We start from the raw sequence: 14,992 nt of genomic DNA, 5'->3' as shown, positions 1-14,992 counted from the left end.
AAGTTACCAAATATGATATACCAAATAACACATTTGATGAAGTTTGATATAGAAAGAACCCCTAACAGAGAAGGCCGCTTTTCAGCAAACCGATACCTCCATCATGGCTATCATAACTTGAACAGGCAGTGAGAACTCTCTGCCAATGCATCCATACGTATAGAAATACTTCAAATATTCACTTTCATATCGAGTATATGTATATACGATGCGCTGTTATAGGCTTTCGAGAACGCTACTATCAGAACAAGCTTGTGCGTAAAATAGGCCTGTCACTTTTGAGGGAGCCCGCTCCACGAAGGGCGCGGATTATAGCAGGATATTAAGACAGGCTTCAATAGTTAGCGAGGTAAAAAGAACCTTCTTAACAGGAAACCTAAGAGGGTCGGCAAAGAATAAGACTTCACGGGGTAAAGTGCCGTAAAGCCTACTTACCTAGCTAGCACTTGATGTTAGCAAGTGATACTCAAAGGCGCTAACGACAAGTCAAATATAGCTATAGCATTGTCACGCAATAGTTTCCTTCGTTCCTTGTAAGTGAAATGATATCTATCTATAACAGAACGGGTTTCAGCAAGGTTAAAAATAGGGAAATCAGAGGCGAACAAGAATTGATCCATACCTATATGTTGCATTGTCCACACCAATTCATCTTGCCGAGGAGAATCCACATAAAGTTCAGCCGTTGCAGATAAGTCAAAGTAAACATTGTTGTTGTAAAAAGGCCCCTGCCTCATCACAGCAAATAAGATCATTTCATGGAAACAATAACCCGCCATAATTCCCGCTTTCCCAACACCTGCTGCACGCATTTGTCGCCGAAATTCACATGGAGAAGCTGCTACATTTGGATTCAAACCACGCTCATTACCAGGCAGAAGGATATGAGCGTGAGTATCTATCACGACATAATCCTCATCAAAAATCCAAGGAAAATCATAGGCATAGTCATCATAAGCAAGTTCTGGACTTTGGTAGTTGGACTAGATTTGGGCATCATGAACAAAATACGCCGAAAGATTCAAAGAAAAAGGCAAGAATACGGCCGCAAGCGCCGCAGCAAAATACGCTTTCATAATAGACTCTACAGTATACTTAACGAACAAAAGCTGGTTCATTAATTAAGCAAAATAGATTTATAAATGACATGGAAATAGCACCAGGGTCTTATCGTATTAACGCAAATTATGCAGCTCCCTATGACGGCTACAACAAGATTAAAATTCTTCTCATAAAATTCTCCAACGTCGCGGATGCGGTTAATAGAAGGTGGAGAAGGTGGCTATAAAGATTCTATTTTTATGTTTGTGCCTGTGCACTTAGAAACCATAGTTGAGCGTTATACAAACGCTGAATTTCGCACCAAGAAATCACAATAAAACCGTAGAGAACAAGACAAAACAAACCATCTGTCGTTAAAAGACAAACTTTGTGCTCCTTTATTCCATCAACAAAAGCTGCAATATGTGCTAGCTTCCCTTGTTAGCTCTTAATGTTCAGACTTGAGGGGCTGTGATAATGTCAGTATCGTTATTCTGGAAATAAAAATAAGTTGCCAAGATCGCCATACTGAGTAGCCAGGAGTAAGGTAACCATTGCGCTTAGAGTCTGACGAAAAAAATAAATATATAAAATGAGCACAGGCAAAAGTTATTTCAACACTCACATGTTTTGCCAGAGAGTTCGGAAAAAACAGACCGCAGGAGTCTTAACATGCAGTTTACCCATAGCGAAAAAACGCAAGATTATCTAGGTCGCTTGAAAGCGTTTATAGATGAACATATAAAACCTGTAGAACAAAAAATATACAACGAAACAGAAGAGCTCAATCCCACCGGGGATTGGCGCACATGGAAACTTCACCCTCTAATCGAGCCCCTTAAACAGAAAGCCAAAGATGCCGGACTTTGGAACCTGTTTCTCCCAGATGCAGAACTAGCACAAGGTTTGAGTTGTGTTGAATATGCGCCTTTAGCTGAAGAAATGGGACGCTATCTGTTTGCCTCAGAAATTTTTAATTGCAATGCCCCAGATACAGGCAATATGGAAGTGCTTTACCATTTTGGTAATGAACAACAAAAAGAACGCTGGCTGCAACCTCTGCTCAGTGGAGAGATTCGCTCTGTGTTCGGCATGACCGAACCTGACGTCGCCTCGTCAGACGCTACCAATATGCAGGCCTCTATAGAAGTTGACGGCGATAATTTGGTGTTAAACGGCAAGAAATGGTGGACAACAGGCTTAGGGCACCCTAATGCCAAGTTGGCCATTTTTATGGGCTTATCCAACCCTGAGAATGACAAGCATAGCCAACACAGTATGGTACTAGTACCGCTGGATACTCCAGGAATCAAAATTGTTCGAATGCTCAGTGCCTATGGCGACTACGACGCTCCTGTGGGTCACGGCGAAATGCATTTTACCAATGTTAGAGTTCCCAAAGAAAATCTATTAGTCGGCTTGGGCCAAGGCTTTCTAATCGCTCAAGGCAGGCTCGGCCCAGGACGCATTCACCACTGCATGCGAGCCATAGGCATGGCCGAAAAAGCTTTAGAACTTGCCATGCAAAGATCCCTAGACCGAGAAGCATTTGGCCAACCATTATTTAAATTAGGCGGTAACTCAGAGCGCATGGCCGATGCCCGTATCGCTATTGAGCAGGCGCGACTACTCACCTTGCACGCGGCGTGGAAAATCGACAATGTCGGCGTCAAACACGCCATGACCGAAATTTCTGCCATCAAAGTTGCTGTGCCGAATATGCTGCAAAAAGTAGTTGATATGGCCATACAAATTCACGGTGGCGCCGGTATGTGTCAGGATACACCACTGGCTCGTTTTGCTTCTGGAGCCAGGGCTCTGCGTTTGGCTGATGGGCCCGATGAAGTACATAAGAAAATGGTAAGCCGTTTGGAGTTAGCAAAATATAGGAGATAAGACATGAGTCAAAACGTTGTTATTACCGGTGCCGCTTCTGGTTTGGGTAAAGCTTTAGCTTTGCGCTATGCCGGCCCGGACGTAAAGATTTGCGTGGCGGATATTAATTTTGAACGAGGACAAGAAGTCGTTGACCAGGCCAAACAAAAAGGTGCTGAGGCTTTTTATCAGTCTTGCGATATTACGAATCAAAAAGATATAGATGATTTAGCCGAGGCACTGAAAGCCCATTGGGATGGTCAAATAGATATACTGGTAAACAACGCCGGCGTCGCCACTGGCGGCGGTTTGGGTTATGAAGATATAGAGCAGTGGCAATGGGTGTTCAACATCAATCTCTTTGGCGCTATCCGCATTTGCCGAACCTTAGTCCCACTTATGCAGGCACGCAGTCAAGGAACTATTCTTAACATTGCTTCTCAAGCAGGCTTAACCCCCGCTCCACTTATGGGAAGCTATAACGCCAGTAAAGCTGCTACCATTAGTTTTTCTGAAACCATGCACTTAGAACTTGCTCGTGACAATATTCATGTGTGCGTGGCTTGTCCATCCTTCTTCGCAACTAACCTCGGAGAGTCCTTACGAAGCACCCAACCAGGTCTAGATAAATCTTTAGGACGGCTTCTAAACCGACCGGGAATCAACGCAGATCAAGTGGCCGACCTTATTTATCGCGGCGTCGCTGCTAAAAACTTTATGATAGTCACGCATAAAGAAGGACGCATGGCCTTTCGCTTGAAAAATTGGCTGCCCCTCAATCGTTATCTAAAGATGATGAAAGAGAAAACCAAGAATTTTGGAAATATTAAATGAGTCAACAGACAAACCACGGTGCCATTGATAAAGCGAGTGATGTAAGGCCTGGAGAAGAACTGGATTTATCTAAACTCGTCCCTTGGTTACAAGAAAGCCTAAAGGATAAAATTCCTAACCTCAGTGGCCTGCCAGAGGTGACACAATATTCTGGGGGAGCTTCCAACTGGACCTACTGTCTAAGCTATCCTAAGGCCGAGCTGATTTTGCGCCGCGCGCCAAAGGGCACCAAGGCCAAGGGTGCACACGATATGGGACGTGAGTATCGTCTGCAGGCAGCCCTGAAACCGGTGTACCATTATGTACCTGAAATGCTGGCCCATAGTGATGATGAAAGTATCATCGGCGCTGAGTTCTATGTTATGGAAAAGCTCACAGGCCTAATTCCCCGAAAAAACATGCCTCGAAGTACTGCGCTTGATGAAGCCCAGGTTCGAAAATTATGTTTAAACGCTATCGATAGTTTAATCAACTTACACAAAGTGGACTACCAAAGTGCCGGGCTTTCTCACCTGGGCAAAGGTGCAGGTTATACTCAACGTCAAATAGAAGGCTGGACAGCACGTTATCAAAAAGCCAAAACATGGAATGTACCCAGCGGCAAGTTTGTCAGCAATTGGTTAGCGCACAATATGCCGGACAAAGAAAACATTTGTATCACCCATAATGACTTTCGCTTTGACAACTTAGTGCTTGATGAAAATGATCCGACAAAAATCATTGGTGTATTAGACTGGGAGTTAGCAACTTTAGGTGACCCTTTGATGGATCTTGGTAATAGCCTAGCCTACTGGGTGGAAGCTGACGACGATTTTCTAGCACAATCGACACGTCGCCAACCAACACACCTCAAAGGTATGTTAACCCGACAAGAAGTGATCCAGTATTATTTGGAAAAAACTGGGTTTAATGTTGATAATTTTACTTTTTACGAGGTTTATGGGTTATTTCGCTTGGCTGGAATTGCTCAACAAATTTATTACCGCTACCATCATAAGCAGACCCGTAATCCCGCGTTCAAAAATATGTGGTTTTTTGTCCATTATCTTTTGTGGCGCTGTCGTAAAGCAATTAAACGAGTAGCCTAGATGACCAGTATCTATTTAATTCGTCATGGCCAAGCGTCTTTTGGCCAACAAAATTATGATCAGCTTTCACCTCTTGGCAAGCAGCAGTCAAGGCGCCTTGGTGAATCCTTACAACAACGTTTGGGGCATTTCGACCGGGTATGCTTGGGCAGTATGTTTCGCCATAGACAAACAGCAGCCGAATGTTTAGAGGCAATGGGTCAAGACACGCCTGATGGTGAATGGGATTGCAATTCAGGATGGAATGAATACGATCATCAAAATATTCTCGCACAATTAAACCCCGAGTTCGCTACTGTAAGCGGCATTCAAGCTTATGTTAGCCAGCAGGCAGATACCAAGCATGCATTTGAAAAACTATTCAATGATGCCATTAGTCGCTGGATGAGCGGAGAGTACGATGGGGAATACTCTGAAGCTTGGCCCGTCTATCAAAAACGTATTAAGCAGGCGCTTGCAAAGACTATAGAAAAAAATCCCAATGCCGAGAAAATAGCAGTATTCACTTCCGGAGGAGCTATTTCCGTTATCAGCCAATACCTGCTTGGCGTGGCGCCTGAACATTTTATGAAACTAAACTGGACATTATTAAACTGCGGTGTAACAAAATTAGTAACAACAGGCAGTCGGCTATTTGTTGCCTCACTAAATGAACATACACATTTTGAAGGCCAGCACCAATCATTAATAAGTTATAAATAATAATAAAGACGACCATTATGAGTAGACAAAACATCTTAATTACAGGCGCAAGCTCAGGTCTAGGTAAGGGTATGGCGATAGAATTCGCCAAAATGGGGCGCAACCTCGCATTATGTGCTCGGCGTTTCGAAAGATTAGAGGAATTAAAAAAGGAATTACTCGATATCAACCCCAACATAAAAGTGGAAATACGCTCCTTAGATGTTGATAACTCAGACCAAGTATTCGAAGTATTTAAAGCATTTAAAGAAGATTTTAAAACACTGGATCGAATAATTGTCAATGCAGGCATGGGCAAAGGCGCTTCCATAGGGACAGGGTATTTTTATGCCAACAAACAGACAGCTGTGACAAACTTTGTATCTGCATTGGCTCAATGTGAAGCTGCAATGGAAATTTTTCGCGAACAAAACGCAGGTCACTTGGTTACTATATCTTCTGTCAGCGCAATTCGAGGTGCACGCAGGGCACTTAATGTTTATGCCGCCACCAAGGCAGCATTGACATCTATGAGTGAGGGTATGCGAATCGATGTATTAGCAACACCTATAAAAGTATCCACTGTTCACCCTGGTTTTATTCGCAGTGAGCTTAACGAAAAAGTCAAAAAAGTCCCATTTATGGTGGACACAGAAACAGGCTGCAAAGCCATAGTAAAAGCTATCGAAAAAGAAGGTGCAAATAGCTATGTCCCCGCTTGGCCATGGCTACCAATACGTTATGTGCTTAGTATAGCGCCTCTTTCTTGGCTCAAAGTCTTGGCTTAAAATGTTTAGCAAGGGCCTAACGGCCCTTAGCATCATTGTTATATTTTCTCGTTAATTCTTCTAATTTTTAGCATTGCCGTCTTAATCTCGCAATGAATTCTTCACCAAAACTCTTGTCACGTAAAAATTAGATTAGGGCATGCCAACAGCCCTGTCCAAATCTCTATTCCTACCGGTTGCATAGATTAAATTCTTAGGTAAAAGCTGACTGCATAAACAAACTTAAAGTTGCTGACTCAGGCAATAGCTATTTACAAATGCAAAAAAGAAGATCTATAATCTCATCCACTCGCGGGGTGCCATGTGCTGAGATGTACCTTATTTGAATCACTCGCTTAGACTCACTGTTTAGTTGAGATGTATTTTTACAAACCCGCATAACCTGATCCGATTAGTATCGGCGTAGGGACGAGTTTCATTTATTGCAAATAAAGCATCTTAAATTCATATATGATCATAGAGCTATAAATCTACATATGAATTTATAATAGATAAAAAGAGTGGCAGCAGTTTATTACACTTATTACGTAAAAAAATAATGAGTGTAAATTGAGAAAGGCTTTAGAAAAGTAAATTTACTTAAGTTCTGACTCTGCTTTCACACTATAAACGGCTTAAAGATTGATTAGCTAAAGAACTGATCAAAGGCCAACTTATAAAAACTCGCTTTGCTTTGTGATAATACACTTCCCTATCGCCGTATTATTAATTTATTTAACGGCGAAAGATATGAATACTCCTGAATTTCTCAAAAGCGAATCTGATACAGATACAGTTAAAAGCAGTATCTCAACCACACCATTACCTGCGAGTAAAAAAATATATTCTCAGGCATCAATTGACGGTGTGGAAATTAAAGTTCCGATGAGAGAAATTGCCTTAACCGATGGCACTACCACTGCCGTATATGATACTTCAGGCCCCTATACAGATGAAAACGAAGCCATCGATATTCATCGCGGTCTAAAAGATATCCGCTCCCAATGGATACAGCAACGAGGAGATGCTGAGCATTATCAAGGGCGAGAAATTAAAGCGATTGACAATGGTTTTGAAGACGCAAGCAAGGCTTTTCCATTTAATTCTCCTGAATTACAACGCCAACCTTGTCGCGCTAAAACAGGAAAAAATGTTTCTCAAATGCACTATGCTCGCCAAGGTATTATCACGGCAGAAATGCACTACATTGCGATTAGAGAAAACCAATTACGCGAAGCAATAAATAACGAATTTAACACCGAAGAAAGACAAAAGCGCCTGCAAGGAAATCCAATGGGAGCTAAGCTTGCACCTATAACAGCAGAATTTGTGCGCAAAGAAGTAGCAGAAGGACGAGCGATTATACCCGCAAATATTAACCATACTGAACTTGAGCCAATGATTATTGGCCGCAATTTCTTAGTAAAAGTGAATGCTAATATAGGTAATTCAGCATTAGATTCTGATATTGAGCAGGAAGTAGAAAAATTAGTTTGGGCAGTTCGCTGGGGCGGCGATACGGTAATGGATTTATCTACTGGCAAGCATATTCACTCCACGAGAGATTATATTATTCGCAACTCGCCCGTACCTATCGGCACCGTACCCATTTATCAGGCACTAGAAAAAGTTAACGGTGTGGCCGAGGATTTAACTTGGGAGATTTTTCGCGATACTCTGATTGAACAAGCCGAACAAGGTGTCGATTATTTTACTATTCACGCTGGCGTCCGTTTAGCTTTTATTCCCTTGACGGTTAACAGGGTTACGGGAATTGTTTCCCGTGGCGGCTCGATTATGGCTAAGTGGTGTATCGCCCACCACCAGGAAAACTTTCTCTATACCCACTTTGAAGAAATTTGTGAAATCATGAAAGCCTATGATGTAAGTTTTTCTCTAGGCGATGGTCTGCGCCCAGGCTCAGCGGCAGATGCAAATGATGAAGCACAATTTGCAGAATTAATTACCTTAGGCAAACTGACAAAAATAGCATGGGAACATGATGTTCAAGTGATGATTGAAGGTCCAGGACATGTGCCAATGCATCTAATCCAGGAAAATATGGACATGCAACTTAAACACTGTCACGAAGCCCCCTTTTATACACTTGGGCCATTAACTACTGACATTGCACCAGGCTATGATCATATTACCAGTGGCATTGGCGCCGCCATGATCGCGTGGTACGGGTGTGCAATGCTCTGCTATGTTACTCCCAAGGAGCATTTAGGTTTGCCTGATAAAAATGATGTTAAAGAAGGTATTATTACGTATAAAATCGCGGCCCACGCAGCCGATGTAGCAAAAGGCCATCCCGGAGCGCGTTATCGCGACGACTTACTTTCTAAAGCACGTTTTGATTTTCGCTGGCACGATCAGTTTAATTTGGGGCTTGACCCTGAGCGAGCGCAGGAATTTCATGACCAAACATTGCCAAAAGATTCTGCCAAAGTAGCACATTTTTGTTCTATGTGTGGGCCTAAATTTTGTTCTATGAAAATTACTCAAGAAGTAAGAGAGTATGCTAATCAGGGAATGCAAGAAAAGTCCAAGGAGTTTCGAGATAAGGGAGCGCAACTTTATATTAATGCAGAAAATATTTAACTATTTATTATGAAAATTGGCATTGTCGGTGCGGGCATTATGGGGAGACTGTTAGCTTGGCAGTTGGCCAAGCATCATTATGATATCAGTCTTTTTGATAAAGATAATATTTGCCAAGGTGAAAATAATGGCGAGGCGGCAGCTTACACTGCCGCAGGTATGTTAACGCCTTTTTCAGAAGCAGAGTCCACCGAAGAAGAAATTGTTAACATGGGTCGAAGATCCCTTCTCCTATGGCCTCGAATTGTCAATGCTTTAGGCAATGGCGTAGACTTTCGGCAAACTGGCAGCATTGTATTATCTCACCCGCAAGATTATGCCGACTTACAAAATTTTATAAAGCACAGTACTCGACTGGCATCTACCAACAGCAAAAAAGGTAATACTATTTACCAACCCCTTGCTGCTTCAGCGCTGAGGACGCTAGAGCCTGGACTTGCTAATAATTTTGAACAAGCAATATTTATTGCATCTGAAGCTTGGTTGCAGCCTTCATTACTACTACAAAAGCTAATAGATAGCATGTTAAATATGAAGGTGCAATTTTATAACAATTGCGAAGTCACGCATATCAGCTCCGCGACAATAACCACAAAAGCCAGTAGCCATCACTTTGACTTAGTAATTGACTGCCGCGGCCTCGGCGCCAAAAAAGATCTTCCTCAATTGCGAGGCGTACGTGGTGAAACCATATGTGTGCATGCACCAGAGGTAAACATTAAACATTTGATTCGACTTATGCATCCTCGTTATCGTATCTATATTGTTCCCAGACAAAATCACCACTACCTTATCGGCGCTACGCAAATAGAAAACGACTATAAAGGCTCAATTACCGTGCGTTCCGCCCTGGAGTTGCTATCTGCAGCGTATAGTGTGCACTCGGGGTTTGCCGAAGCCTCTATTCAATATACTCGAACAAATTGCCGTCCAGCATTACCTGACAACTTACCTCAAATAGATTATTCAGATGGATTAATGCGCATTAATGGCTTATTTAGGCATGGCTTTTTATTAGCGCCAGCGCTAGTAGAAAAGGCAACTAAAATAATAGAAGCAAATGCACATTTTTATCAGGCAGCAAAAACAAGAGCTAGCAATTTATGAATATCGAATTCAATGATAAAGCCATCGTCATCGATGAAAATACAAACCTCGCACACTTAATAAAAAATCAAAATATTCAAGGCTCTTTCGCTGTTGCTGTAAATATGGAGTTTATTCCAAGGTCACATTATTCTCAAACAGTACTTTGTGAAGGCGACCAGATAGAGTTACTCAAACCTATGCAAGGAGGATAACTATGTGGCAACTTGCGCAAACCCAGATAAATAGCCGCCTTTTAATTGGCTCTGCACTATATCCTTCACCTCAGATAATGCTTGATGCAATTAATGCCAGCGAGGCACAGGTAGTCACAGTATCTTTACGTAGGATGAATCCAACACAAGAAGGAGGACGAGACTTTTGGGATCTACTCAGCACTTTAAAAGTAAATATTTTACCCAATACCGCTGGATGCAAGAGTGTAAAAGAGGCAATAACTACAGCACAAATGGCGCGCGAGATATTTAATACATCATGGATTAAACTGGAAATCATCGGTGATGATTATAATTTACAGCCTGACCCTTTTGGCCTTGTTGAAGCAAGCAAAGAATTAACTCAGCAAGGCTTTGAGGTTTTTCCTTATTGTACCGACGATTTAGTACTATGCGAAAAACTTGTGCAGGCGGGTTGTAAGATATTAATGCCTTGGGGAGCCCCCATAGGGACAGGCCGAGGATTAATTAATCCCTATGCACTTACGACTTTGCGTCAGCGTCTGCCCGAATGCACATTAATTGTCGATGCCGGCATCGGTGCGCCATCACATGCAGCGCAAGCGATGGAACTTGGCTACGATGGTGTTTTACTCAATACAGCAGTGGCCAATGCCACCGACCCTGTAGCCATGGCAAAGGCATTCAAACATGCAGTTATTGCCGGGAGAAGCGGCTACGAAGCAGGTATTATGCATCAACGCAACCTCGCACAGCCAAGCACACCAGTAGTGGGTACCCCCTTCTGGCACCAAGAAAAAATGTAAGATTTTCACTATGTCAAATAATGTTATGCACCCCCCCACTTCTCGCCCAGTTGTTATCACTATTGGCGGCATTGATAGCTCCGGTATGGCAGGCTTACATAGCGATATAAAAACTGTTCAGGCGATGGGAGCCCATACAAAAGTAGTATGCAGCGCAAATACAGTGCAAGACTATAGGGGTGTTTGTCGAGTAGAACCTACAGCAACTGATATATTCGCAGAACAACTGAAAAGTGCCATTGATTTAAGTAGTAGTCTCATTATTAAAATAGGCATGCTAAGCTCACTCGATCAAATACTGGTAATAAAAGAGTTGCTAAGCGCTGTTCAAGACAAACACATTATTATTGACCCAGTTTTATCTGCTTCAAGCGGAGAGGTTTTTTCTACCGATGACATTAAAAAAGGCATCGTTGATCATCTACTACCTATAACGAATCTCATTACTCCCAATTTGCACGAAGCTCAGGCTTTAAGTGGTATTAATATTGACTCAATAAAAAGCATCGAAGAAGCAGCTAAAGAAATAATATCATTAGGCGCGCAAAGAGTATTAATCAAGGGGGGGCACCAAAAAGAGTTCTTAGCAACACAAGGCGATGTTGTCGCAGATTATTTTCACACTAAAGTCCATCAATTTTGGCTGAACTCGCCCTATATAGACACTCAAAACTCCAGAGGAACCGGATGTGCAATGGCATCATCCACGGCAGCAGCAATCGCTTTGGACTATAGCTATGAAGATGCAGTAGTCATAGCCAAAATGGCTATTAATCAAGGTTTACGCAATAGTTATAGTGTAAGGGGCCAAAAAGGGCCTATTAATATTTCGCAGTTTCCTAATCAACAACAAGACATTCCATTATTAACTCATCACTACCCAGAAAAAAAATTTAGTCTGAAAGAAAAAGAAGAGTTACTAAATTTCCCACCTGCCACCTTGCCTAATAAAAAAAATCTAAACACATTGCCTCAACAGGAGCCACTAGGACTCTACCCTATTGTTGATAAAGCTTCATGGTTAGCACGTTTATTACCGTTAGGAGTGAGTACAATCCAACTTAGAATAAAATCAGGCTCTTATGAAAAAATAGAGCAAGAAATTTATACCAGCATACAGCTTGCACAGCAATATAATGCGCGTTTATTTATTAATGATTATTGGCAGCTGGCACTTAAGCATGGTGCCTATGGTGTGCACTTAGGCCAAGAAGACTTGTGCGACGCAGATTTACAAACTATAAAAGACGCTGGCCTACGTCTGGGCATTAGCACGCATTGTCATTACGAAGTTGCCAGAGCTATGGCATTGCGCCCATCTTATATCGCCTGCGGGCCGATATATCATACCAACACAAAGAAAATGCCGTGGATTCCTCATGGATTAGAAGGTTTTGCTTATTGGCGAACATGTCTTAGTCAACAAACTTTGGTGGCTATTGGAGGGATAAATGAAGATCGTATCGAAAATATAACAAAGCAAGGCGCTAATGGTATCGCATTAATTAGTGCCATTACACAAGCACAAGATCCTGAGACAATGACGCTAAATTTAATGAAAAAACTCGACCATACATAATTCTTACTTTAGCGATAAGCAATAACAAATGATTATTTATAATAATCATTTGTATGAACAGGCCCTAGCCAGTTGCATAATTGAATCGCTAATCTCTTCTTCACTCAGCGCACCAAAACCAAAGCGAATATGGCTAAATTCACTTTTATTTTCACTAAACAAATACTTAAAGTGGAAGTTGGGATGATTGAACTGGGCTATTTTATTTTCACACATGATACGGCTTAAATTCACCCACAGTGCCATACCTCCTGCGGGCTTCTCTATAATTATCTCCTTACCAAATATTCTGAAGAATTCTTGTAATGCGAAATCTCGCCTAGCTTGATATAGTTTTCGTACTTTACGAATGTGTTTTTTTACCTCACCACGAGCCATTAAATGGGAAACTGCAAGTTCCGTAATAGTATTGCCTTGTCGATCAATTAATAAAATTTCTTGCGCAAGTAAATCAATAAAGCGTTTATCAGCAGCCACATAGCCGAGCCTAAGTGCAGGCGCAAACACTTTAGACATGGAACCTATATGTACCACATGATCCGAGTTAGGCAAGCTAGATAAGGGGGGGATCGGCTTGGTGCCATAGTGAAATTCGTGGTCGTAATCATCTTCTATGATCCATATTTTGTGTTGGCAAGATAGCGCTAACAACATCAGACGGCGTTCCATGCTCATGGATACAGTGGTGGGATATTGATGATGTGGCGTGGTATAAACAGCGGCAACCCGGTTATTTGCAATAATACTTTTTAAATGATCGGTATTTAGCCCATCGCCGTCTAATTGACACCTCAGAACTTGAAAACCATTGTTTTCAAAAGCCGCGACAGCAGGAGGGTAACTTAGCTCCTCACATACAATAACCCCTTTTTTAGGGTCGAGCACCCTCGATGCTAAATAAATCCCCATCTGACTGCCACGCACAGTACATATCTGATCGACGCTTACATTCATAAAGCGATCGAGTGTCAACATATCCCTAATCGAACAGCGCAAAGCCATTACCCCGCGTGGATCGCCATAGCTCAATTCACCAGTTCGCGTGGAATGAATGATAGCGCGGCGGTAGGCTTTCGATAGCTGCTCATAAGGAATTAATCGAGGATCAGGGACGCCATCATTAGTGCTTACAACGTCATTATGTTGTGCCAAGCTAGACTTATAGAGTTCCGTCGCCAAATCGCTAGGGGTAAGCGTGTCTTCAGCAATATCGATAAGTTTTCTATCTCTATCAGATAACGCAGGCTCCGGTAAAATATCAGCCACAAAAGTGCCTTGTCGAGGGCGCGTATAAAACCACCCTTGAGATTCCAATTCCTCATAAACTAACTGTATGGTTTTACGATTGACGCCCAACTGCTTCGCCATTGAACGAGAGCCAGGCATACTCATACCTGGTTTCAGACGTCCAGACTGAATATCTTTTGTCAGCTGATTAGCAAGTTTGGCATGAAAGGAAGTACCTTCACTATCTTCAAGCCACAACTGAATTTCCCATGGTTGTTGCATCTATCGACCTTTATGCGACTTTCTGTATCGCGAATTTAACTGGACCATATAAAAAAGTGAAACTGGATGGTTCTTGCAGTCCAGTGGCTACCTATTATGTTCCCAACTAGTTAAGTAAGCAATCGAACAGGAGTGGAATAATGAAAACCGCATCCCTTAGTAAACAAGAGCTTATGGACAAAGCCAAGAGCCGTATGGACGAGTTATTTAGCGATGACCAACTCACAGACAAGCAAAAACTTGCGTTGACGTGTCGTATTTTATTTGAAAAAGGACATGACTCAGGACTGGCAGGCCAGATCACTTGTCGCTCACAAACCCCCAATACCTTTATTACTCAGCGGTTTGGTCTAGGTTTTGACGAAATCACAGCAGATAATTTATTAACGGTGAATGAAGATTTACAACCTCTAGATGGTGAAGGTATGGCTAACCCAGCTAATCGCTTTCACACCTGGGTGTATAAAGAGCGTCCAGATGTTAATTGTATTATTCATACACATCCCACTCATGTTGCTGCACTAGCAATGTTGGAAGTGCCACTAATGATATCTCAGATGGATACCTGCGCGCTCTATGATGACTGCGCGTTTCTCAAAGAGTGGCCTGGAGTGCCAGTAGGCAATCAAGAAGGCATTATTATTTCCGAAGCGCTCGGTAACAAACGTGCAATATTACTTGCCCATCACGGCCAACTCGTTGTCGGAAAAACTATCGAAGAAGCGTGCAATTTGGCCGTATTAATCGAACGCGCAGCAAAGCTGCAACTACTGGCAATGTCCGCCGGAGAAATAAAAGCCTTGCCGCCAGCTTTGGCAAAAGAAGCTCACGATTGGGTTTCAACGGACAAGCGCAACAAAGTCAACTTTGCCTACTATACAAGACAAGTACTTAACAAGCACGCTGATTGCGTCTAAGGAGCTAC

At 42.3% G+C, this 14,992-nt stretch carries 13 protein-coding genes and 1 riboswitch; of the genes, 11 read left to right on the top strand and 2 right to left on the bottom strand.

Annotated elements, in window-relative coordinates; translation table 11 throughout:
• Nucleotides 1–452: 452 nt before the first annotated feature.
• A complete protein-coding gene (locus tag BVC89_RS05880) occupies nucleotides 453–905 on the bottom strand; it encodes an amidohydrolase family protein (protein WP_086930292.1) in 453 nt (150 codons plus the stop codon).
• 808 nt (nucleotides 906–1,713) lie between these two features.
• On the opposite strand from BVC89_RS05880, the gene BVC89_RS05870 reads away from it, so the two are divergent.
• The 10 genes from BVC89_RS05870 (at nucleotide 1,714) to thiE (ending at nucleotide 12,558) form a co-directional block, all read left to right on the top strand.
• Nucleotides 1,714–2,937, top strand: coding sequence for an acyl-CoA dehydrogenase family protein (locus BVC89_RS05870; RefSeq protein ID WP_086930290.1), 1,224 nt, complete (start codon nucleotides 1,714–1,716; stop codon nucleotides 2,935–2,937).
• A gap of 3 nt (nucleotides 2,938–2,940) precedes the next feature.
• Complete coding sequence (locus BVC89_RS05865; RefSeq protein WP_086930289.1) at nucleotides 2,941–3,750, top strand: SDR family oxidoreductase; 810 nt, start codon at nucleotides 2,941–2,943, stop codon at nucleotides 3,748–3,750.
• Entirely contained in the window at nucleotides 3,747–4,838 is a 1,092-nt protein-coding gene (locus BVC89_RS05860) for a phosphotransferase family protein (protein ID WP_086930288.1), read from the top strand. Before BVC89_RS05865 ends, BVC89_RS05860 begins: the two co-directional genes overlap by 4 nt.
• The gene (locus tag BVC89_RS05855; RefSeq protein ID WP_086930287.1) at nucleotides 4,839–5,540 is read left to right on the top strand and encodes a histidine phosphatase family protein; all 702 of its coding nucleotides are present in this window, start codon (nucleotides 4,839–4,841) and stop codon (nucleotides 5,538–5,540) included. It begins immediately after the preceding gene.
• Between the two features lie 17 nt (nucleotides 5,541–5,557).
• Nucleotides 5,558–6,307, top strand: a complete 750-nt coding sequence (locus tag BVC89_RS05850) for an SDR family oxidoreductase (RefSeq protein ID WP_086930286.1) — start codon at nucleotides 5,558–5,560, stop codon at nucleotides 6,305–6,307.
• A 282-nt stretch (nucleotides 6,308–6,589) separates the two neighbouring features.
• A riboswitch (TPP riboswitch) is annotated at nucleotides 6,590–6,733 on the top strand.
• A 303-nt stretch (nucleotides 6,734–7,036) separates the two neighbouring features.
• Entirely contained in the window at nucleotides 7,037–8,890 is a 1,854-nt protein-coding gene (thiC, locus tag BVC89_RS05845) for a phosphomethylpyrimidine synthase ThiC (protein ID WP_086930285.1), read from the top strand.
• A gap of 9 nt (nucleotides 8,891–8,899) precedes the next feature.
• Nucleotides 8,900–9,997, top strand: a complete 1,098-nt coding sequence (gene thiO, locus BVC89_RS05840) for a glycine oxidase ThiO (RefSeq protein ID WP_086930284.1) — start codon at nucleotides 8,900–8,902, stop codon at nucleotides 9,995–9,997.
• Nucleotides 9,994–10,191 carry a sulfur carrier protein ThiS gene (gene thiS, locus BVC89_RS05835; RefSeq protein WP_086930283.1) on the top strand — a complete coding sequence of 66 codons (198 nt, stop codon included), beginning with the start codon at nucleotides 9,994–9,996 and terminating at the stop codon, nucleotides 10,189–10,191. Before thiO ends, thiS begins: the two co-directional genes overlap by 4 nt.
• A gap of 2 nt (nucleotides 10,192–10,193) precedes the next feature.
• On the top strand, nucleotides 10,194–10,979 hold the full coding sequence (locus tag BVC89_RS05830) for a thiazole synthase (protein ID WP_086930282.1): 786 nt from the start codon (nucleotides 10,194–10,196) through the stop codon (nucleotides 10,977–10,979).
• A gap of 10 nt (nucleotides 10,980–10,989) precedes the next feature.
• Nucleotides 10,990–12,558: a thiamine phosphate synthase gene (thiE, locus tag BVC89_RS29575; RefSeq protein WP_086930281.1), complete on the top strand. Its 1,569-nt coding sequence runs from the start codon at nucleotides 10,990–10,992 to the stop codon at nucleotides 12,556–12,558.
• A 45-nt stretch (nucleotides 12,559–12,603) separates the two neighbouring features.
• Here the strand turns inward: thiE and pdxR are convergent, their stop codons facing one another.
• Nucleotides 12,604–14,067 carry a MocR-like pyridoxine biosynthesis transcription factor PdxR gene (pdxR, locus tag BVC89_RS05820; protein ID WP_086930280.1) on the bottom strand — a complete coding sequence of 488 codons (1,464 nt, stop codon included), beginning with the start codon at nucleotides 14,065–14,067 and terminating at the stop codon, nucleotides 12,604–12,606.
• A gap of 140 nt (nucleotides 14,068–14,207) precedes the next feature.
• Here pdxR and BVC89_RS05815 point away from each other — a divergent pair, with 140 nt between their 5' ends.
• Nucleotides 14,208–14,984 (top strand): aldolase, encoded by a 777-nt coding sequence (locus BVC89_RS05815; protein WP_086930279.1) that lies wholly within the window; start codon nucleotides 14,208–14,210, stop codon nucleotides 14,982–14,984.
• Nucleotides 14,985–14,992 lie beyond the last annotated feature (8 nt).

This window comes from Agarilytica rhodophyticola, assembly GCF_002157225.2.
GTDB lineage: Bacteria > Pseudomonadota > Gammaproteobacteria > Pseudomonadales > Cellvibrionaceae > Agarilytica > Agarilytica rhodophyticola.
This window is presented reverse-complemented; position numbering and strand designations above follow the sequence as displayed.

What these genes read in the sequence shown, in the direction of transcription:
- thiC (WP_086930285.1), top strand. Translation starts at nt 7,037, where the DNA reads ATGAATACTCCTGAATTTCTCAAAAGCGAATCTGATACAGATACAGTT.
- thiO (WP_086930284.1), top strand. Translation starts at nt 8,900, where the DNA reads ATGAAAATTGGCATTGTCGGTGCGGGCATTATGGGGAGACTGTTAGCT.
- BVC89_RS05860 (WP_086930288.1), top strand. Translation starts at nt 3,747, where the DNA reads ATGAGTCAACAGACAAACCACGGTGCCATTGATAAAGCGAGTGATGTA.
- BVC89_RS05865 (WP_086930289.1), top strand. Translation starts at nt 2,941, where the DNA reads ATGAGTCAAAACGTTGTTATTACCGGTGCCGCTTCTGGTTTGGGTAAA.
- thiE (WP_086930281.1), top strand. Translation starts at nt 10,990, where the DNA reads ATGTCAAATAATGTTATGCACCCCCCCACTTCTCGCCCAGTTGTTATC.
- pdxR (WP_086930280.1), bottom strand. Translation starts at nt 14,067, where the DNA reads ATGCAACAACCATGGGAAATTCAGTTGTGGCTTGAAGATAGTGAAGGT.
- BVC89_RS05855 (WP_086930287.1), top strand. Translation starts at nt 4,839, where the DNA reads ATGACCAGTATCTATTTAATTCGTCATGGCCAAGCGTCTTTTGGCCAA.
- BVC89_RS05870 (WP_086930290.1), top strand. Translation starts at nt 1,714, where the DNA reads ATGCAGTTTACCCATAGCGAAAAAACGCAAGATTATCTAGGTCGCTTG.
- BVC89_RS05830 (WP_086930282.1), top strand. Translation starts at nt 10,194, where the DNA reads ATGTGGCAACTTGCGCAAACCCAGATAAATAGCCGCCTTTTAATTGGC.
- BVC89_RS05815 (WP_086930279.1), top strand. Translation starts at nt 14,208, where the DNA reads ATGAAAACCGCATCCCTTAGTAAACAAGAGCTTATGGACAAAGCCAAG.
- BVC89_RS05850 (WP_086930286.1), top strand. Translation starts at nt 5,558, where the DNA reads ATGAGTAGACAAAACATCTTAATTACAGGCGCAAGCTCAGGTCTAGGT.
- thiS (WP_086930283.1), top strand. Translation starts at nt 9,994, where the DNA reads ATGAATATCGAATTCAATGATAAAGCCATCGTCATCGATGAAAATACA.